Origin of the sequence: Sulfitobacter sp. SH24, assembly GCF_965641895.1 — a bacterium.
In the GTDB taxonomy this organism is placed as follows: Bacteria; Pseudomonadota; Alphaproteobacteria; order Rhodobacterales; family Rhodobacteraceae; genus Sulfitobacter; species Sulfitobacter dubius.
The window spans coordinates 187,086-207,141 of the sequence record NZ_CBFFKK010000001.1; the positions used below are offsets into that span (position 1 = coordinate 187,086).

General features: G+C 61.7%; 19 protein-coding genes. 4 read left to right on the forward strand and 15 right to left on the reverse strand.

Annotation, left to right across the window (positions count from 1 at the left end; genetic code table 11):
• Positions 1-3: 3 nt before the first annotated feature.
• The 3 genes from rfbD to ACSQ16_RS00780 all read left to right on the forward strand — a co-directional run bounded on the left by rfbD (position 4) and on the right by ACSQ16_RS00780 (position 3,340).
• Entirely contained in the window at positions 4-855 is an 852-nt protein-coding gene (rfbD, locus tag ACSQ16_RS00770; protein ID WP_435988390.1) for a dTDP-4-dehydrorhamnose reductase, read from the forward strand.
• Positions 852-1,721 (forward strand): glucose-1-phosphate thymidylyltransferase RfbA, encoded by an 870-nt coding sequence (gene rfbA / locus ACSQ16_RS00775; RefSeq protein WP_435988391.1) that lies wholly within the window; start codon positions 852-854, stop codon positions 1,719-1,721. Before rfbD ends, rfbA begins: the two co-directional genes overlap by 4 nt.
• 194 nt (positions 1,722-1,915) lie before the next feature.
• Positions 1,916-3,340 (forward strand): mannose-1-phosphate guanylyltransferase/mannose-6-phosphate isomerase, encoded by a 1,425-nt coding sequence (locus ACSQ16_RS00780; protein WP_435988392.1) that lies wholly within the window; start codon positions 1,916-1,918, stop codon positions 3,338-3,340.
• A gap of 157 nt (positions 3,341-3,497) precedes the next feature.
• Here the strand turns inward: ACSQ16_RS00780 and ACSQ16_RS00785 are convergent, their stop codons facing one another.
• From ACSQ16_RS00785 to ACSQ16_RS00840, 12 genes are all read right to left on the reverse strand, one after another.
• The gene (locus tag ACSQ16_RS00785; RefSeq protein ID WP_435988393.1) at positions 3,498-4,268 is read right to left on the reverse strand and encodes an SDR family oxidoreductase; all 771 of its coding nucleotides are present in this window, start codon (positions 4,266-4,268) and stop codon (positions 3,498-3,500) included.
• Positions 4,268-5,191, reverse strand: a complete 924-nt coding sequence (locus tag ACSQ16_RS00790) for a dihydrodipicolinate synthase family protein (protein WP_435988394.1) — start codon at positions 5,189-5,191, stop codon at positions 4,268-4,270. Before ACSQ16_RS00790 ends, ACSQ16_RS00785 begins: the two co-directional genes overlap by 1 nt.
• Positions 5,192-5,199: 8 nt before the next feature.
• Positions 5,200-5,859: an aspartate/glutamate racemase family protein gene (locus tag ACSQ16_RS00795; RefSeq protein ID WP_435988395.1), complete on the reverse strand. Its 660-nt coding sequence runs from the start codon at positions 5,857-5,859 to the stop codon at positions 5,200-5,202.
• Positions 5,856-7,313 carry an amidohydrolase family protein gene (locus ACSQ16_RS00800; protein WP_435988396.1) on the reverse strand — a complete coding sequence of 486 codons (1,458 nt, stop codon included), beginning with the start codon at positions 7,311-7,313 and terminating at the stop codon, positions 5,856-5,858. Before ACSQ16_RS00800 ends, ACSQ16_RS00795 begins: the two co-directional genes overlap by 4 nt.
• Complete coding sequence (locus ACSQ16_RS00805; protein WP_435988397.1) at positions 7,303-8,745, reverse strand: ABC transporter substrate-binding protein; 1,443 nt, start codon at positions 8,743-8,745, stop codon at positions 7,303-7,305. Before ACSQ16_RS00805 ends, ACSQ16_RS00800 begins: the two co-directional genes overlap by 11 nt.
• Positions 8,742-9,776 (reverse strand): ABC transporter ATP-binding protein, encoded by a 1,035-nt coding sequence (locus ACSQ16_RS00810; RefSeq protein WP_435988398.1) that lies wholly within the window; start codon positions 9,774-9,776, stop codon positions 8,742-8,744. The genes ACSQ16_RS00805 and ACSQ16_RS00810 overlap by 4 nt, the downstream gene beginning before the upstream one ends.
• Positions 9,773-10,768 (reverse strand): ABC transporter ATP-binding protein, encoded by a 996-nt coding sequence (locus ACSQ16_RS00815; RefSeq protein WP_435988399.1) that lies wholly within the window; start codon positions 10,766-10,768, stop codon positions 9,773-9,775. Before ACSQ16_RS00815 ends, ACSQ16_RS00810 begins: the two co-directional genes overlap by 4 nt.
• Complete coding sequence (locus ACSQ16_RS00820) at positions 10,768-11,640, reverse strand: ABC transporter permease (protein WP_348156214.1); 873 nt, start codon at positions 11,638-11,640, stop codon at positions 10,768-10,770. Before ACSQ16_RS00820 ends, ACSQ16_RS00815 begins: the two co-directional genes overlap by 1 nt.
• 10 nt (positions 11,641-11,650) lie before the next feature.
• The gene (locus ACSQ16_RS00825) at positions 11,651-12,616 is read right to left on the reverse strand and encodes an ABC transporter permease (protein ID WP_435988400.1); all 966 of its coding nucleotides are present in this window, start codon (positions 12,614-12,616) and stop codon (positions 11,651-11,653) included.
• A 73-nt stretch (positions 12,617-12,689) separates the two neighbouring features.
• Positions 12,690-14,249, reverse strand: coding sequence for an ABC transporter substrate-binding protein (locus tag ACSQ16_RS00830; protein ID WP_435988401.1), 1,560 nt, complete (start codon positions 14,247-14,249; stop codon positions 12,690-12,692).
• A 75-nt stretch (positions 14,250-14,324) separates the two neighbouring features.
• The gene (locus ACSQ16_RS00835; protein ID WP_435988402.1) at positions 14,325-14,717 is read right to left on the reverse strand and encodes a VOC family protein; all 393 of its coding nucleotides are present in this window, start codon (positions 14,715-14,717) and stop codon (positions 14,325-14,327) included.
• 93 nt (positions 14,718-14,810) lie between these two features.
• Complete coding sequence (locus ACSQ16_RS00840) at positions 14,811-15,458, reverse strand: GntR family transcriptional regulator (protein ID WP_435988403.1); 648 nt, start codon at positions 15,456-15,458, stop codon at positions 14,811-14,813.
• 125 nt (positions 15,459-15,583) lie between these two features.
• Here ACSQ16_RS00840 and hydA point away from each other — a divergent pair, with 125 nt between their 5' ends.
• A complete protein-coding gene (gene hydA / locus ACSQ16_RS00845; protein ID WP_435988404.1) occupies positions 15,584-16,975 on the forward strand; it encodes a dihydropyrimidinase in 1,392 nt (463 codons plus the stop codon).
• A gap of 42 nt (positions 16,976-17,017) precedes the next feature.
• Here the strand turns inward: hydA and ACSQ16_RS00850 are convergent, their stop codons facing one another.
• From ACSQ16_RS00850 to ACSQ16_RS00860, 3 genes are read right to left on the reverse strand one after another with little or no spacing between them, the layout of a single operon-like run.
• Positions 17,018-18,130 carry a C4-dicarboxylate TRAP transporter substrate-binding protein gene (locus ACSQ16_RS00850; protein WP_435988405.1) on the reverse strand — a complete coding sequence of 371 codons (1,113 nt, stop codon included), beginning with the start codon at positions 18,128-18,130 and terminating at the stop codon, positions 17,018-17,020.
• Between the two features lie 28 nt (positions 18,131-18,158).
• Entirely contained in the window at positions 18,159-19,469 is a 1,311-nt protein-coding gene (locus ACSQ16_RS00855; RefSeq protein ID WP_394393805.1) for a TRAP transporter large permease, read from the reverse strand.
• Positions 19,466-19,978, reverse strand: coding sequence for a TRAP transporter small permease subunit (locus tag ACSQ16_RS00860; protein WP_209219519.1), 513 nt, complete (start codon positions 19,976-19,978; stop codon positions 19,466-19,468). Before ACSQ16_RS00860 ends, ACSQ16_RS00855 begins: the two co-directional genes overlap by 4 nt.
• Positions 19,979-20,056 lie beyond the last annotated feature (78 nt).

Sequence of the window (20,056 nt, forward strand, 5' to 3'; positions counted from 1 at the left end):
CGCATGACCATCCTCGTGTTCGGCAAAACGGGTCAGGTCGCGCGCGAACTCGCCGCCTTGGAGGGAACGGAATGTTACGGCCGTGACACCGCCGATCTCGAAAACCCAGTGGCCTGCGCCGCCCTGATCCACAGCAAGCGTCCCGAGGCGGTGATCAATGCCGCGGCCTATACGGCTGTGGACAAGGCGGAAGAGGAAGAGCCGCGCGCCACCACAATCAACGGTGCGGCCCCCGGTGCCATGGCCCGTGCTTGTGCGACACTGGCAATCCCCTTCGTCCAGATTTCGACCGATTACGTCTTCGACGGCGGCGGCGACTTGCCATGGCAGCCGGAGGATCGAACTGCCCCTCTTGGCGGTTATGGCCGCAGCAAACTGGCCGGAGAGCAGGCGGTAAGAACGGCGCTCGGCACCCATGCCATCCTACGAACCTCTTGGGTGGTTTCGCCCCATGGGTCGAACTTCGTCAAAACCATGCTGCGGCTCGGGGCAGAGCGTGACGCGCTCAACATTGTCGCCGACCAAATCGGCGGCCCCACCGGCGCTGCCGAGATCGCGGCGGCTTGCCATGCCATTGCGCGGCAGTTGATAGGCGATCCGGCTAAAAGCGGCACATATCATTTCTCCGGCGCGCCGGATGTCAGCTGGGCCGATTTCGCCCGTGAAATTTTCGCGCGGTCACAGCGTGATTGCACGGTAACGGGCATCCCCTCTTCCGAGTATCCGACCCCGGCCCAAAGACCGCTGAATTCCCGTCTGGATTGTCGCGCCACTGAGACCGTTTTCGACATCCCGCGCCCCGACTGGCGTGAGACGCTCACAGATATACTCAAAGACCTTGGAGCCCGATCATGAGCAAACGCAAAGGCATCATTCTCGCTGGAGGATCTGGCACACGGCTCTACCCCATCACCATGGGAATTTCGAAGCAACTGCTGCCGATCTACGACAAGCCGATGATCTACTACCCGCTCTCGGTTCTCATGCTCGGGAGCATCCGTGACATCGCCATGATCACTACGCCGCAGGATCAAGAGCAATTCATCCGGACATTGGGCGACGGCAGCCAATGGGGGATCAACCTGACCTACATCGTGCAGGAAAATCCCGATGGTCTGGCCCAAGCCTATCTGCTGGCCGAAGACTTTCTTGCCGGTGCGCCCTCGGCCATGGTGCTCGGTGACAACATCTTTTTCGGCCATGGGCTGCCGGATATGCTGGCCGCCGCAGATGCGCGCATCGAAGGGGGCACGGTGTTTGGCTATCACGTCTCTGACCCAAAACGTTACGGGGTCGTCGGCTTTGATGCGGATGGCAAAGCCGAAGAGATCATCGAAAAACCCGATGTGCCGCCCTCGAACTACGCGGTAACGGGCCTCTATTTCCTCGACGGAGATGCGCCGAAACATGCCGCAGAAGTTCAGCCATCCGTGCGGGGTGAATTGGAGATCACCTCACTGCTTGAGATGTATCTACAAGCGGGCAAATTGCAGGTCGAACGCATGGGGCGCGGCTATGCTTGGCTGGACACCGGCACCCATGGCAGCCTGTTGGACGCGGGAAATTTTGTCCGCACGTTGACCGAACGGCAGGGTTTGCAAACCGGTTGTCTGGAAGAGATCGCCTTTAAAAATGGTTGGATCAGCGAAGAGGCCCTTGCAGAACGCGCGGAGATGTTCACCAAGAATGACTATGGCAGCTATCTTGCAACGCTGAAGTAAGCCTGATCTCCCCAATTGCTCGCTGTGATTGATATACAGGTGTGTTTCTTCGATGGTCCGCTTCGTTCAACATGACGGATGGCCGTCGGCCACAGAATGCATTCTACGGTACCCAAGGTAGACTCTTCGGTGTAGTCATCTCCTGAGTGCTAGACTTCATGGATGCCGAAGCTTTTGTAACAAAAGGATTTATTATGACCATTCATCCCATCCTGCTTTGTGGCGGCTCCGGCACACGCCTTTGGCCCTTGTCCCGCAAATCCTACCCCAAGCAGTTCGCCCGCATCATGGGTGAGCAAAGCTTGTTTCAGGTCTCTGCCAAGCGGCTTTCCGGAGAAGGTTTCGCTGCTCCGGTCGTTCTGACAGGTGATCCCTTTCGTTTTATCGTAACAGAGCAGTTGGCCGCTGTGGAACTGGCCCCGCAGGGCATTCTGATCGAACCCGACGGGCGCAATACCGCCCCGGCGATCCTCGCCGCGGCGTTTTGGATGGCGCAGAAAGACCCAAAGGCATTGATGCTAGTGGCGCCGTCTGACCACCTGATCCCGCAGGCCGACGCCTTTCGCGAAACTGTCCAGGCGGCTGTCCCTCGGGCGCAAGAGGGCGATTTGGTTACCTTCGGCATCACCCCTACCCGGCCCAAAACCGGCTATGGCTATCTGGAGCTTGCCGCAGGCAGTGATGCCCAAGCCGACACTCCCCAAGCACTGGCGCGTTTCGTCGAAAAGCCCGAGGCGGCATGCGCCGCTGACATGGTGGCGGCGGGAAATTTCCTGTGGAACGCTGGCATTTTCCTCTTTACCGCAGAAACGCTGATCGCGGCATACCGGGTGCATGCCCCCGATCTGCTCGCCGCCGTAGAGGCCGCATTGAAAGATGCAGATACCGACCTCGGATTTACCCGATTGGCCCCTGAGGCTTGGAGCGACGCAAAAGACATTTCGATCGACTATGCGATCATGGAAAAGGCCGATAACCTAGCGGTCATGCCCTACCGCCATGAATGGTCCGATCTCGGGGGGTGGGACGCCGTTTGGATGGAAAGCCCGCAGGACATGGCGGGGAATGCCACCTCGGATCACGCCACGGCGATTGACTGTTCCAACTCGCTCTTGCGTTCGGAAACACCTGGGCAGGAAGTCGTGGGCATCGGCCTTGACGATATGATGGTCATTGCCATGTCCGATGCCGTTCTGGTGGCGCCGAAAGCCCAAGCGCAACGGGTTAAGGAAGCGGTCGCCGCGCTGAAAGCGAAAGGTGCCAGCCAAGCGGTGCAGTTGCCCCGCGATTTCCGGCCTTGGGGTTGGTACGAGAGCCTGATAATCGGAGGCCGTTTTCAGGTAAAGCGCATCGTGGTTCATCCCGGCGCCGCGCTGTCTTTGCAGAGCCACCATCACCGTTCGGAGCATTGGATCGTCGTCGAAGGCACAGCAAAGGTAACCGTAGATGATGATATCCAACTGATAACCGAGAACCAATCGGTCTATATCCCGCTCGGCGCGGTCCACCGGATGGAGAACCCCGGTCGGGTTCCAATGGTGCTGATCGAAGTGCAGACCGGGTCCTACTTGGGTGAGGATGACATCATTCGCTACGAGGACGTTTACGCGCGCAAGTAGTGAGATGCTGACGGCGGCCTGTCTAGCGCGATGGCGTACCGCTGCGCGCTAGACAGGCCCTTTTTGATGCGAGCAGGCCCTGGGTGGTCAACCTTTATTTAGGAACCATTGCGACCCAAGCACCCTCTTGGCGGCTTTTCTCTTTGACCGATCCCGATCAAACCCCTTTGATCGCGCCGCCGTCGATGCGGATGCGCGACCCGGTGACGTAGCCCGCCCGCGCCGAGGCGAGGAAGGTGACCACATCGGCAAATTCTTCCGGTTTGCCGTAGCGGCCCGCCGGGATCGTGGCGCGGGACCTGGCGGCCACCGTGGCCACGTCGCTATCGGTGCGTTTGGCCGCGGCGGCGTCCAGCTCGTCCACCCGCTGCGTGTGGATGCGCCCCGGCATCACCACGTTGACGGTGATGCCGTCACCCGCGACCTCGTTTGCCAGTGTCTTCGACCAACCCACCACCGCCGAGCGGATGCCGTTGCTGAGCGCGAGGTTCGGAATGGGCTGCTCCACGCCCGAGGAGGTGATCGAGATGATCCGGCCCCAGCCGCGTGCCTTCATCTCAGGCAGGAGCCGCGTGTTGAGGTGAAAGAGGTTCGCCGCCATCGCCTCGAAATGCGCAAGCCATTGGCCGCGCTCGGCCGCCTGCGCGGTGCCCGGGGGCGGACCGCCGCCGTTATTGACGATGATGTCCGCGCCGCCGTCCGAGAGCAGCCGGTCGGCTAGAGCGTTGACTTGGGCTAGAACCGACAGGTCGCATTGCACCGGGTGCACATTCTCCATGCCTTTCGCCCAATCGGCGATCTTGTCGCGGCTGCGCGCAGCGGCGAAGACGGTGGCGCCCTCCGCGGCGAGTGACTTGGCAATCGCCATGCCGAGGCCCCGGCTGGCCCCCAGCACAAGCGCGCGTTTGCCGTTCAGTTCGAGATCCATCAGTTCAATTCCTTCAATCGTTTTTTCTGTCGCGCGATCAGCCGGTCGACCTCGGCGCGGGTGGCTTCGCTCAGCGCGGCACCGGGGCGGCGCTGAGCGTCATGGGCGATAATTCCGCGTTTCGCGAGCGTGTACTTGCGGATCGCCAGACCCAGTCCTGGCTGTTGCTCGAAACGTGCCAGCGGCAGGTAGGCATCGAAGATGTCCTGCGCGCGGGTCAGCTCGCCGCGGCTGCACAGATCGACCACCTGCACCATCATCTCCGGATAGGCGAAGCCGGTCATCGCGCCATCGGCGCCGCGACCCATTTCCTCGGGCAGGAACAGCCCGCCGTTGCCGCAGAGGATCGATAGCGGGCGCTCCAACATGCCCTCGGCGCGTAGGGCGGTGATCTTCTCAAGCCCCGGCCAATCCTCGTGTTTCAGGCAGACGCAGGTGGGCAGTTCGTTGACGATGCGAGCGATCACCTTGGGCGCGATCTGCACGCCGGTGACCAGCGGGAAGTCCTGCAGTACGAAGGGCACGTCGCCCAACACTTCGGCCACCTGCCGGTAATAATTCACGATCTGGTCGTCGGTACGCAGGCTCCCGGGCGGGGCCACCATGACACCGGCGGCGCCCAGTTCCATCACCGCGCGCGTCAGCGTGTCGATCTGCGCGAAACCGGGGGCGGAGACACCCACGACCACCGGCACCCGGTCATCGACGCGTTTCAGGATGCGGGCGACGACCTCTTGCGATTCCTCGACCGTGAGCTTCGGAGCCTCGCCCATCATGCCCAGGACCGTCAGTCCGGTGGCCCCCGCCTCGATATAGAAATCGACCATGCGGTCGCAGCTTTCCATGTCGATGCGGCCATCGGGGTGAAAGGGGGTCACGGCGATGACGAAGACGCCCTTGGCGTATGCTGTGAGTGCGGACATGTTCTCTCCTATCGTGTCTGTTGCAGGGCGACCCGGCCGATCGCCATGGCGGTGGCCGCCTGACAGGGCTCGATGACGGGCACGCCGAGGGTTGTTTCAAGCTCACCGCGAAAGGCGGTCATCCCGGCGCAGCCGAGGATCAGCACACCCGCCCCTGCGCCATCGCGCAGCGAGGAGCCGACGGTCTTCAGCCGCTCGAAGGTGCGGGTCTCGTCGGCCAGTTCCAGCACGCCAAGCTCCAGCGGTTCATCCCCGGCAAGCCGGTCCATTACACCCATGGCCCCGAGGTAGCGCATGTGGCGCGGGATCGAGCGGCGCAGGATTGAGATAATGCCGAAGCGCTGGCCCAGCGTCATAGCCGTAAGCACCGCCGATTCCGCGATGCCCAGCACAGGGCGGTCCGATTGTTCGCGCAGTGCGGCCAGCCCGGGGTCCGAGAAACAGGCGACGACAAAGGCGCTGGCCTGATCTTCAAGCGCCGCGCAATGCGCCAGCATCGGGCCGACCACGCCGTCGACATGGGCTTGCGTCTCGATCCCCGGGGGGCCTTCGGCCAGGGTCCGCGCCACGATCGGCACCGGGGAGGCCGCGCGCATCGGGTCGACGGCGCGGTCGATGCCGTCGGTCACATGCTGGCTGCTGTTGGGGTTGATGATGTAGATGGTCATGACTGGCCTTCCGTGCCGTAGTGGGCGCTGCCCCAGAAATTCGCGGGCAGTTCGAGGTCCGCTGCACCGCCAAGGCGGTCGATCATCTGTGTGGCCTCGGCGGCGGCGTCCTGCAACGCAGCAGCCTCGTCGAGCCGTGTCGCGCGGGCATCGCGCAGCACCACCTCGCCGCCCACCATCACGTTGCTTACGTCGTTGCCGTTGGCGAAACAGACCAGCCGGTGCACCGCCATGTTGCCGGGCTGCAGATGCGGGCGGGAAAGGTCCATAGTCACGATGTCAGCCTGTTTACAAACCTCAAGCGAGCCAATCTGGTCTTCCATTCCGAGCGCGCGCGCCCCGTCGATGGTGCACATCGCGAGCACCTTGCCGATCGGCAGCACCTCGGCGTCGCGGAAGTGGCGGCGGTGGTAATGCATCACCTGCTGCATATGCCGGAACATGTCGCCCGAACGGTCCGGCGCTGTGGCGTCCGAGCCGAGGCCGACGCAAACGCCCATGTCCATCATCTCCACCGCAGGGCAACGGCCCGAGATCGAGGCATTGGCCGAGGGGTTATGCGCGATCTTGGTGCCTGTTTCAGCCACGGCGATCATCTCGTCGTCGTGCAGGTCGATGCAATGCGACAGCAGCGCGTTCGGCCCCAATGTCCCAAGTTCCTTGGCCCGCCGGATCGAGCCGCGCCAGTGGCCGTCTTGGGTAAACACCAACCCCTTGTCGCGGGCATGGGCCTTCACGGCTTGGGTCTGCACGCAGGCGGCGGCGTAATCTTCTGGGGCCATATCACGCTTATGCTCGTCGCGCAGCACGGGATAGAGCATGGCGATGTTGATCCGGCCTGCGTGTGTGTCATGCCAGTCCTCGGCCACGGATTTCGCGGTGTCGAACTGCTTCTCAAAGCTCACCGGATAGGTCCGCCGTCCGCCGCTGTCCCAATCACCGTAGGTCAGCGGATGCGGCGCGCGGGTGGGGCCAATGGCGACGACGCTGCGGGTGCCAACCTCCAACACGCCTTCGCAATGCGCAGCGGCATAGGCGGGATCATCGCTACGCATGATCGTGTCCCCGCCGCCCAGAAGCGACACGCCGGTGGTCACGCCGAAACGCAGCCGCTCAAAGGCGGCAAGCCGCGCTTCCGCGCGCCAGAAATCGGGGGGCGAGATCTGTGTATAGACCTCACCGCAGATCGCCTCCCAACGATCTCCCCCATGCACGCCCATGGTCTTGATCAGACCATGGCCAGCGTGGGCATGCACATCCACGAGCCCGGGAAAGACGACATGGCCGGTGCAGTCGATGACCTCTGCGGCCTCAACCTGTTCGGCGAGTTCGGCGGCCCGACCGATGGCCACGATCTTGTCGCCGGATACGGCGATGGCGCCGTTTTCGATCACCAGGCGGTCCGCATTCATTGTGATGACCGTGCCGCCGGAAAGGAGCGTATCAGCCTGCATGGGCCACCTCCGGCAGATACGGCAATTGCGTCACGTCGATCACCCCGTCGGCGGGCATTGTGAAGCCGGGGTACTCTCCCGCGATGCCGATCGCCCGCAGCGGGTTGTAGAGCGTGAGCCAAGCGGGGTCCTCCTGCAGCAGCGCGTAGGCTTCCTGCCAGACCTGCGCCCGGGCGGTGCGGTCGGCCATCACGCGGCCGTTGTTGATCAGCGCCTCGATCTGCGGGTTGGCATAGCCCTGCCACCACGAGCCCGCCACGCGGCTGTCGATCTTCTCGTAGAGCACGCGGTAGGTGCTCATCGGGCTCGAGTCGAAGACGCAAAGATCGCGAATTTCCTTGCGGCGGACCATATGGGCATAGGCTTCGCGCTCGGGATGGACGTGGACGTTAAGGGTGATCCCCACCTCCTTGAGTTGTTCCCCGAGGGCGGCGGTCAGCCGCTCGGCCTCGTCCGGCAAACGGGTCGGACAATCGACGTCGAGCTTCAGGCCATCGGCGTGGCCTGCCTCCGCTAGCAGGGCGCGGGCGGTGTCGCGGTCCATCTGGACGCCCTGCCCCGTGCCGGCCCCAAAATGGTTGGGGCTAACGAAACCGCGCAAGGGACGCGCGGCGCCCTGCATCACAGTCTCAATGATTGCCTCCCGATCCACGGCAAGGCTGAGCGCCCGACGCACGCGGGCGTCGGCCAGCGGACCGTGCGCAGCGTTGAGCAGGTAGATGATCGCGACGGGGGAGAGGAATTCGTGCCGCATGGCGCCGAGGCCGCGCGAGGCCGCGAAGTCGAGGCCGTTGGCCACCTGCACCTCGCCACGCTGCAACATCGCCTGACGCTTGGCGGCGTCAGGTTCCAGCAGCCATGTGACGGTTTCATTCGCCGGGGTGCCAGAGAAATGCCCCGCTATCCGCGCGGCACTGATCCGCTCGGACGTGATCTCGGTAATCCGGTAAGGCCCGCTGCCCACCTGCGCACTGTGATCGCCTGCATCCAATGCCGCGAAGGCCGAAGGGGCGACGATGAAGGCTTGCTCCAGCACGTCCAGAAGATCGGCCATCGGCGCGGCCAGCGTGACGCGCAGCCGCATCAGGTCCAGCACCTCCAGCTTGGCCCCGCCCAGAAACTGCCGCCAGACCGCCGGCGCGCCCAAAGTATAGCCCTTGTCCTCCCGCGCCATGCGGGTGAGCGAGGCAGCCACCGCCCCGGCATCGCAAGGCGTACCATCGTGGAAGGCCACATCCGGTTGGAGGGTGAAACTCCAGACCGTCGCGTCCTCCGACGCCTCCCAGTCTCGCGCGAGCGCGGGGACAAACCCCTGCCCCTCGCGTTTCACCAGCGTGTCGTAGATGGCATGCAGCACCGTCAACTCATCAGTGGCATCGGTGCAGTCATGCGGGTCGTGAAGGCCCAGCCGGGCCTGTGCGATCAGGGTCATGCGACATCCCTTTCCGGCTCGTCGATCAGGTGACAGGCGACCGTCTGGCCGTTGCCGACGTCGCGCAGGGCGGGCCGTTCGTCGGCGCAACGGTTCCAGGCGAAGGGGCAGCGGGTGCGGAAACAGCAGCCCGAGGGCAGGGAGAGCGCCGATGGCACCTCGCCCGTAAGCTCGATTTCCTCTTTGTCCCGCTTTTCCTTGATGCTGGGTGCGGCCGAGAGAAGGGCGCGTGTATAGGGGTGACGCGGACGCGAGAACAGCACATCGCGCGGTGCGTTCTCGACCATGAAACCGAGGTACATGACGCCGATCTTGTCGGCGATGTGATGCACGACCGAGAGGTCATGGCTGATGAAGAGATAGGCGAGACCGAACTCGTCCCGCAGGTCTTTCATCAGGTTCAGAATCTGCGCCTGAATAGAGACGTCGAGCGCCGAGACCGGCTCGTCTGCGACGATAAGCCCTGGGGTCACCGAAAGCGCCCGCGCGATACCGATACGCTGGCGCTGGCCGCCGGAAAACTGATGCGGATAGCGCCCGGCGTGTTCGGCATTGAGACCGACCTTCGCCAGAAGCGCCTCGATCTTGTCGGGCACCTCGCGCCGTTCGGCGGCGGTCTTGGTCTGTTGCAGCAGCGGCTCCGCCACGATGTCCCGCACCTTCTGGCGCGGGTTCAGCGAGGCAAAGGGATCTTGGAAGATCATCTGCATCTTGGCGCGGACGGGCAACATCTGCGCAAAGTCATGCTCGGCCACGTCCTCACCATCAATGCGCAGTTCACCGCCCGTGGGTTTGTAGATGCGCGCGATGGTCTTGGCGACGGTAGATTTGCCACAGCCGCTCTCGCCAACCAGAGCCATGATCTCACCGCGTTCGATGGTAAAGTTCACCCCGTTAACAGCGCGGACCACAGGCTTGTCGATCCGAGGGCCCTTCTTGCCAAAGCGCAGTCGGTCAAGGACGGAACCGCCCAAGGAGAAGTGCATCTCAAGGTCGCGCACGTCGAGCATCGGTGCAGGGGCATCGGTCATGCGGTGTCTCCGGGGCTGAGAGGAAAGTGGCAGGCCGCGGATAGCGAGCCACGCTGTGGCATAAGATCGGGTTCAATCTCCGCACAAAGGGGCTGCGCGCGTGGGCAGCGCTCGCGGAAATTGCACCCCTTGGGCAGGATGCGAATATCCGGTACGGTGCCGGGGATCTGTTTTAGCCGTTCGTGCCGGTTGCCGAGGTCTGGGATGCTGTCGATCAGTCCGCGTGTGTAGGGGTGCGCGGGGGCTTCGATCAGCTCGCGGGTGCGCCCGCGTTCGACCACGTTGCCGCAGTAGAGCACCGTGATGTGGTCGGCCATTTCCGAGACCACGGCGAGGTCATGGGTCACAAGGATCATAGAAGCGCCCTTCTCGGCGATCTGGCGTCGCATCAGTTTTAGGATTTGACTTTGAATGGTTACGTCGAGCGCGGTGGTCGGCTCATCAGCGATGATCAACCGCGGCCGCGCCAGCAGGGCGATGGCAATCACCACGCGCTGTCGCATGCCACCCGAGAACTGATGCGGATAGGCCTTGAGCCGCTCCGCCGCGCGGCTGATGCCGACGCTCTCCAGCATCTCGACGCAGGCCGCATGACGCGCTTCGGCGTCAAGGTCGCTGTGCAGGCGCAGCACTTCGTCCATCTGCCGACCCACGCTGTGCAGCGGGTTGAGCGAAGTCATCGGGTCTTGGAACACCATCGAAATGTCACGCCCCCGGATCTCGCGCAGCCGCGCTTCGCCCGCTTTCACGAGGTCTTCACCGTCGAGCAGGATCTCCCCGCCTTCGATCTTGCCGGGGCTGTCGATCAGCCCGAGTATCGAGAAACCGACGACTGACTTGCCGCCACCGCTCTCGCCCACCAGTCCCATCACCTCGCCCGCCGCGATGTCGAAGCTGACGCCGTTCACGGCTTTCACGGTGCCCGCGAAAGTGTGGAAATGCGTCCGCAGATCGCGCACTTCGAGCAGTTTATCTTGTGCCGTGTCGCGCATCATTTCAGCCTCGGGTTCAGTTCGTCGCGCAGGAAATCACCAAAGAGGTTGATGCCGAAGACCAGCATCATGATCGCCACGCCGGGAAAAACGCTGGTCCACCACAGGCCCGAGAAGAGCACGTCGAAACCGTTCTTGATCAGCAACCCAAGTGAAGGCTGGGTGATCGGTACGCCGACGCCGAGGAACGACAGCGAGGCTTCAATCAGCACGAAGGTGCCCACTTGGATCGTCGCGATGACAATGAGCGGCGTCAGCACGTTGGGGAGTACATGTTTGCGAATGATCTTATGGTTCGGCAGACCCGCAACCTTAGCCGCCTGCACGTATTCCTTCTCGATCTCCGACAGGGTCGAACCGCGCACTGTGCGTGCATAGACCACCCAGCCCACGGCTGTCAGCGCGATCAGCACTTTGTCGATGCCGGTGCCAACGGCGGACATCAGGAAAAGCGCGATCAGGATCGAGGGGAAGGACAGCTGAATGTCAGCGATGCGCATGATAACGCTATCGACAATGCCGCCGTAGAACCCCGCGATTAGACCCAGAAGCGTGCCGATGAAACAAGAGGCCACCATAGCCACCAGCCCGATGAACAGCGAGATCCGCGCGCCATAGAGGATCGAGGCCCAAACGTCGCGCCCCTGCCCGTCGGTGCCGAGCCAGAACTGCGGGTCACCTCCTTCGAGCCAGAAGGGAGGCTTGTAGCTGTCCATCAGGTTCAGCGCCGCGATGTCGTAGGGGTCCTGCGCCACGAGGAAGGGGCCAAGCAGCACCGCGAGGGCAAAGAACGCCATTAGCGCGCTGCCGATCATCGCCGAGGAACTGCGGCGGTAGTTGTAGAAAAACTCGGATTGGAAGAATGCCGTCATGTCGCCGCCCTCATTTCAACGTGATACGCGGGTCGATCAGCGTGTAGACGATGTCGACGAGGAAATTGATCACCACGAAGATCAACGCCACCAGCATCAGGTAGACGACGATCACCGGGCGGTCGGCGCGGTAGATGCTGTCTATCAGCAGCTTGCCCATGCCGGGCCATGAAAAGATCGTCTCGGTGATCGTGGCGAATGCAATGAGATCGCCCAGTTGCAGGCCGAAGATGGTGATGACCGGAATGAGCGCGTTCTTCAGCCCGTGTTTGTAGAGCACGTCGCGGCGCGTCACACCCTTAGCGCGGGCGAACTTCATGAAGTCCTGCCGCCCCACTTCCATCATCCCCGCGCGGGTCATACGCAAAAGGATCGCCATGGTGGCGAGCGAGAGCGTCACCGCCGGGAGAATGATGTGATGCCAGCCGTCGGCGGTCAGCAGGCTAATGCGGAGCCCGAAAAGCTCGGCCGTGTCGCCCCGGCCCGAAGAGGGGAAGATCCCCCAATGCACAGCGAAGAGGAAGATCAGCACCATGCCGACCCAAAAACCGGGCAACGAGATGCCCAGAAGGGAGCCTGCCATGATCGTGCGGCTGATGCGGCTGTTGGGATTGGCCCCGGCGTAGACGCCAAGCGGGATGGCCACCGCGAGCGCCAGCGCCATGGCGACCAACACCATCTCAACGGTGGCGGGCAGACGCTCCAAGATCAACGTCATCGCGGGCTGGCGGAAAACGTAGGAATTGCCGAAATCGCCCTGCACGAGGCTCGTGATGAAGCGGCCATATTGCACCAGCAGCGACTGATCGAGTCCGAGGATCCGACGCGCCTGCGCGATCTCGGCATCGGTGGCGTCGATCGGCACGACCATGAACACCGGATCGCCAGTGAAACTCATCATCAAAAAGACGATCACGGAGACGATCCAGAGGACAAGCGTCATCTGGATCAGACGTTTGAGCAGATATCCGAACATCGGCGGCTACAGTCTTTCGGCAAGGAGAAGAAAGACCCCGGCAGCGCAAACCGCCGGGGTCGCAGGCTGCGGCTTACTCGGCCACGTCCATGTCATAGGCCCAGATGAACTTATCCACGCGCGGCTCGAGCATCACGCCGTCACGCTTGGCGTAGATGTCCTGCTCGTAATGCACGGGGATCATCGGGATGTCGTTCAACAAGAGCTTGGAGGCTTCCTGCAGGTACTGGTCACGCTCCTCGATGCTGGGGGTGGCGTCGGCCTTGTCGACCAGCGCGTCGAGTTGGGGGTTGGAATAGGAACCGCGGTTGACCTGCCCGTAGCCTTCCTTTTTGTCGCGGGTGTAGAACAGCGCGCCATACATGGAGCCCGCATCGCCCGCCGGCACATCCCAGCCCGACATGATGAAGCTGGAGTTCTCCGTGGGCACGCGGATGTAGCCCCAGAAGTTCGACTTGGGCATGATGTTCAGCTGCAGGTCGATGTTGATCTTGGCCAGCATCGAGGCCAGCGCCTGCGCGATCTGCGCGTCGTTGACGTAGCGGTTGTTGGTGGCGTCGAGCGTCATGGTGAAGCCGTCCGGATAGCCCGCCTCGGCCATCAGCTCTTTCGCCTTCTCGATGTCCACCGGGTACATCTCGCGGAAGCTCATGCCGTCGGCATAGCCGATGTGGCTTTCGGGGACATACTGGTCGCTCGGCGTGGCCAGACCGTTCATGACGATCTTGTTGATCGCATCGGTGTCGATGGCCCGCGCGATGGCCTCGCGCACGCGGCGGTCGGTCATCGGGTTGTCGCCCTCGATGGTCGGGGATTTCTCGCGAGTGTCCATCGCCAGCACGACGTTCAGCAGGCTCGGGCGGGTGACGACCTCAAAACCCTCTTCGCGTTTTACCCGGTCCACGTCACGCACCGCGAGGTCCTGGATCACGTCCACCTCCCCGGTCAGCAGTGCCGCGGTGCGTGTCGCGGGATTGGTGATCGGGCGGAAGGTGACAGTGTCGATCTTGGGCTCGCCGGCCCAGTAGTCGTCATTGGCCGAAAGGGTCAGTTTCTCTTCCTTGATCCAGCTCTCCAGCTTGTAAGGACCGGTGCCCATCGGCTCGAGGTCCATCTTCTCGTCGCCAGTAGCTTCGGTGTATTCACTGTCGAGGATCAGCAATTCGGCCAGATCGTTAGGCAGTACCGCATAGGGTTTGGGCGTCTTGATCTCGACCGTGTGGTCATCGACGGCAGTGATCGAGGCAATGTTCGCCACGAGGTCTGGGCGGATCGACTCACGCGTCTTCTCGATCGTGTAAACGACGTCTTCCGCAGTGAAATCGTTGCCATTGTGGAATTTTACACCTTCGCGCAGCTTGAAGCGCCATGTGGTGTCGTCGACATTCTCCCAGCTTTCCGCAAGGCCGGGGCCGAAGGACAAATCGGCGCTGCGCTTCACCAGCGGATCGTAGAGGTGGTAGTACATGATGTTAGACGACAACTCCTCGCCCGCCAGCGGGTAGAGGTGGCTTGGGTCCGCGGTAAGGCCAATGGTGACCGACTTCTCGGCCAATGCCGCGCCCGCCGTCGTGGCCATCAAGACCAGACCGAGGGCACTAGCACGCAGCGCGGTTTCACTGAGATATTTCATGGGTAGCTTCTCCACTGTTGGATGGGTGACGGGGCCACTTGGCGGGCCCTCATTCATTATGGTGACGGATCGGCGTCAGTGGCCCGGGCGGGCAGTCTGCACCTCGATCTGATAGCCCTCGGGGTCGTTCATAGCGAAGGCGCGGATGCCCAGCTCATCACTGTCGAACATCTTGGTTAGCCCGGCGACCTTGTTGGCCTCAGCCCATGCATACCAAGCGTCGACATCCGGCACGCGCAGGCAAAGTTGAACAGTCTTCTTCTCCTGCCATTTCTGCATACCCCGGGCCTCGTCCACGAGACCGACATGGGCCTGACCCTCAATCCGGTAGATCTTGGACCAGCCCTGATCGATGGCGAGGGTCAGACCCAGCACGTCCTCATAGAAGCGCATCGCCGTCGACAAATCGCGGTAATACTGAAATGTGATCGCGAGAACGATACCGCCCTCGGGTCGTTGCACCTGCATGGAATCCCCACTGCGTTCCTGATTGGTATTCGCACGGTATACACCTGGAATGCTGAGTCAACCACCTTTACGTCGACGCTGCCCCACGGAGGATCAGAATGGGTGATAAATGTGCGAAATGATCGATTCTCGAACATTGCTGAGATGCAGCTTCATTGCAGCGCTGGCAGCTTCCGGCTCCCCGGCGATGACCGCGTCGATCAAAGCGATATGTTCCTCGCAACCCGGTACCAGACGATCGGGGATCGAACCTTGATCATACATACCGGTTTTGACCTTAAGGCTTTCGATCAACTCAAGCAAAAGATTGGAGCCTGCCATCTCGGCAAGGATGAAATGCAGCCGCATATCCAGAGCCGAATGCTCTGCCGCTGTAGGGCGCGGGCCATCTATAAACCCCTGCATTTTATTGCGAATATCGCTTAGCTCTGCGGTTTGCTTGCCCGAAGATGCAGCTTTGCGTGCCGCCTCACATTCCAGCAAGCTACGGACATGGAGGATCTCCATGATCTCGTTCAAGGACACGCTTGAGACCACCGGCGCGCTACCCGAACTGCGCTTGGCAAGGCCTTCGCTGACCAGCTGACCGATTGCCTCTCGCACCGGTGTGCGCGATACGCCCAAATGGTCGGCGAACTTCTTTTCGCTCAGCCGCGTGCCCGGCTCAAGCGTGCCGTCCAAGATCATCGCCTTCAGCCGTTTGAAGGTGGCATCCCCGAGCGTTTCTATTTTATCGGTCATGTTACCTCCACTCAGGGCCAAGAGCCCGCCTCCGCCGCGATACATCTTTTATCGGTATACCATTTAGTATACGCATGGTATGATTATTTTCATCACCCTAGATACTGCATATCGTCGAGGTTGCCATGCAAAGCAAACAGATTGACACCGTCATTCGTGGCGGAACCGTTGTAACACCTTTAGGCGTTGCGGTTCAGGACATCGCCATCGCGGATGGTAAAATCAGTGAGTTGAGCAGCGCTATCACATCCGCTGCCCCGACAGAGATCGACGCACGGGGCCTCTTGGTATTGCCCGGTGGTGTGGATACCCATTGCCATATCGAACAGATGTCCGGCGCAGGGTTGATGAATGCCGATACGTTCCGCACCGCCACACGCTCTGCCGCGATGGGCGGGACCACGACCACCGTTTCATTCGCCGCGCAGCACGCTGGCCAGAAGATGCGGAAGGTCGTGGGGAACTATGCCGCGCTTGCCAAGAAGGGCGCGATCATCGATCACGCATTTCACATGATCGTCGCCGACACGGGCAATGGCAATCTGGCCGAGGACATCCCGGCATTGATTGCCGAAGGGCACCGTTCGATCAAGATTTTCACCACATACGCGAAGGTTCGTCAGGACGACAAATCTATTCTCGATATCCTTGCCCTGGCGCGGGATGCGGGCGCGCTCGTCTGTTTTCACGCCGAGAATGACGGGCTGATCGGTCATATGACCGAAAAGCTGCTGGCCGAGGGCAAGACCGCCCCGAAATACCACGCCGCCTCCCACCCACGCGAGGCAGAGATCGAGGCGATCGACCGGATGTGCCGTTTTGCCGAATTCACCGGGGCACGGGTGATGATCTTTCACGTCTCGACCCGCGAAGGGGCTGAGATCATCCGGCAGGCCCGCGCGCGTGGGGTGAAGGTGCAGGCCGAGACCTGTCCGCACTACCTTTTCATGACCGAGGATATTCTGGACAGCGAGAATCCGGCCCGCTTTATGTGCTCCCCTCCGCAACGCGGGACCGATGATCAGGCCGCTCTTTGGGAGGCGATGGCCGATGGCACGATTGAGCTCATTACCTCAGACCATGCGCCCTATCGGATGGACGCCAGCGGTAAGTTCGCCCATGGGGAGAACGCGCCCTTCAATCAAATCGCCAATGGGATGCCGGGTCTGGAGACGCGCTTGCCGCTGATGTTCAGCGCGATGGTGAGCGAGGGCCGCATGGATGTCGAAGCATTCGCCAAAGTGACCGCCACCGCGCCTGCGCGGGCCTTTGGTCTGGATGGCAAAGGCGCGATTGCCGAAGGCTTCGATGCCGATCTGGCGATCTGGGACCCGGAGGCGTCTTATACCTACGGCGCCGATGATCTGCATGACAACACCGGGTACAACCCCTTTGAGGGCACAACCGTCAAAGGCATGCCGCGCCATGTGCTGTCTCGGGGTGAGCTATTGGTGAGGGATCGTGCGCTGGTCACCGAAGCGCCGCGGGGGCGCTGGTTGCCAATGCGGGCGGGCTAAGGGGCGCCATTGAAGCGCCCCTCCCCTTCTGCGTTCTAAAGCTTAGTTCATGCCGTAGTTTGCACGGTCTAGCTTGTCATAGATCTCGCTTTTTGCCAGAGCCGCGAGCGCGTCGGTATCGGTGTGATCCACATCGGCCAGCAGTTCGGCCCAGCGGTCCACGATGCGCTTATAGTCTTCCAGCAGCGCCTCGGGGTTCTCGATCCCGCGGCTTTTGGCGTTTTCGATCAGTACAGCCTCGTCCGCTTTGACGAATTCCGCCAGCGCGTCCTTAAGGGCCTGATCGGGCTCGAAAACTTCCATACCGCCTTCTTTCGCAGCAGAGACCGCTTTGTCGACGTCCTTGTCGAACTCAACTCGGTGCTGCGCCAAATAATAGGCCATTTGGTCAAACAAAACGTCGCGCGATTCTTGCGACAGCCCCTGCCAGAACGTCGGGTTATAGCCCCACTCGAAACCGGCGTAGTAGTTGCCGACGGCCAGCATGTTCAGATGGGTCACTACATCGGAAAGCGAGAAGGAATCGAGCGCATCGGCTGCCGCCACGGCGCAGTCGAGCGAGCCTGTATCGAGGCCGGTGTACATCTCGCTTGAGGGGATCGACACGGGCACGGCGCCCACATGTTCGGCAAAACGCGACCAGGCGCCCCCGGCCATGCGCAGGCGTTTACCTTGGATATCCTCATAGGTGGCGACGGGGGTGTTGCACATCATATAGTATTCAGAGGTCGAGTAGCCGCCGCCGAAGACCACGCCATTCTCTTTCCACTCGGCCAAGGCGGCTTCGTTGGTGAGGCCAAACTCGGTCGAGGCGAAGGCCATGACCATCGGGTCGGTGTTGTAAAAGGCGAAGTTGCCGATCAGGTTCGCGACCGGCAGTTCGGACGGCGTGTAGGTGCCCGCGTGATAGGTCACCTGCGCCACGCCATCGCGCACGCCTTGCAGTGAAGCCGCAGGCGGCAGCAAGGAGCCGCCAGCGAAGACGGTGAAATTCACCTCGCCATTGGTTTCTTCGGCCACACGTTCGGCAAATTCCACGTAAGGACCGCGCACCATCGAATGGCGTTCCGCAAAGAAGTGGTTCGCGTTCTGGGATGCGGCCGCAGTGCCGAGGCCACAGACCGCGAGGGCCAGTATGGATGTGTTAAGTTTCATGTTGTCGTCTCCTCCGGTTAAAAAAGCGTTACTGCGCCATGAGCGAGGGCAGGAACAGGCTGATCGCGGGAAAGGCGATCAGGATAAAAAGCGTCACGATGTCCATGGCGATGAACCACGTTGTGCCCGAGATAATGTCGCGCAGCTTTACCTCGCCCGAGAGTGCGCTGTGCAGGACATAGAGGTTCAGGCCGACCGGCGGTGTCACCAACCCGATCTCCAAAAGCTTGATGCAGATGATGCCGAACCAAATGAGGTTGATGTCTGCGGCCTCGAGCACTGGTAGCAGGATCGGTAGCGTCAGCAGAATGAGACCGATGGAGTCGATCACCATGCCCAAGATGACGAAAAGCGCGGCAATCATCAGAATGATCACGATCTGATTGTCCGACACCGACAGCATCATATCCGTCAGGGCGCGCGGTACGCCCGACAGCCCCATGAAGCGGGTGAACATCACCGCGCCGATGGAAAGGAAAAAGATCGAAGAGGTCGCGAGCGTCGTCTGGCGGATCGCCTCGGCCAGCGCTTTGCGGGTCAGCGAGCGGCGCAGCAATGCAACCGTAGCGGCAAGGAACGCCCCCACGGCGCCGGCCTCAGTCGGGGTGAAGAAACCGCCAAAAATGCCGCCTAAGACGCCGAGCACCAGCACAGGAAATGGCCAAACAGACCATAGCAGGCCCAGCACTTGCGCCCGGTCGATCCGTTCGACCACGGGCGGGGCCAGCTGGGGCGTGACCGTGGCGCGCACGGTGATCATCGCCATATATACGAAAGCTGAGAGTACACCGGGAATGACGCCCGCGATGAAGAGCTGGCCGATCGATTGCTCGGTGAAAATGCCGTAGAGCACCATGAGGATCGACGGCGGGATGAGGGAGCCAAGCGTGCCTGAAGCCGCGACGACACCGGTGGCCAGCGAAGGGTGATATTTCGCCTTCAGCATCTCCGGCACGGCGATCTTCGACATGGCGGCGGTGGTCGCGATGGAAGAGCCGGAAGCGGCCGCGAAAAGCCCGCAAGCGCCGACACTGGCCGAAGCCAGGCCGCCAGGCACCCGCGCCAGCAACACACGCAAAAGGTCAAACGCACCCGCGGTGAGTCCGGTATTGGCGGCGATGAACCCCATGAAGAGGAACATCGGGATTGCCGTCAGCGACCAGTCTCCAATCAAGTTGAAGGGCATGGCGCTGACGATGCCAAACGCGGCTTGTAGATTGAACATCACGGTGATGCCGACGAAGGACACCGCCATAAGAGCCGTCCCGATGGACATCCGAAAGGCCAGCAGCCCGAACAGCGTGCCCACACCGATCCAGCCGATAACGAGATTACTCATGACATGCCCCCATCGAGGTCGGACTGGGTGACAGGCTGGCCGCGCAGCACCAGCAGACCCCGCAGCAACGCGGCCAGACTGGCAAGGCCGAAGCCAAGCGGCAGAACCATACGCGAAGGCCAGACGATGACCTCACGCCCGCCCATCACGACTTCGCCCACACGCAGGGCGCGCATGGCGTCCAGCCCGGTGCGCCATGTCATTACGGCCAAGATGGCGGCAGCGGCGAGGCAGCTAAAAAGCAGCGCGAGTTTCTGAAGCCATGCGGGGAAGTGATTGAACAACAGATCGACCGAGATTTGCTGGTCCTGCATCTCGACAAAGGCCATCGGCAACATGACCAGCGCGACCATATAGTAGTAGGACGACATCTCGACCGTGCCTTGGATCGGCGCGTTCCACACCAGTTTAGCAACGACGTCGGCCACGATGTTCAGCATCATCGCGATGACGCCAAAGCCGCCGATAAACATCAGCCAAGAGCATAATCTGTTGAACAGCGTCAGCATCGGGCCTCCTCCCCATACCAAGACGGGAACCGGGCCCGTAATTCCGATTCAACCTCACCGCTGAAGGGTCAGTTGACA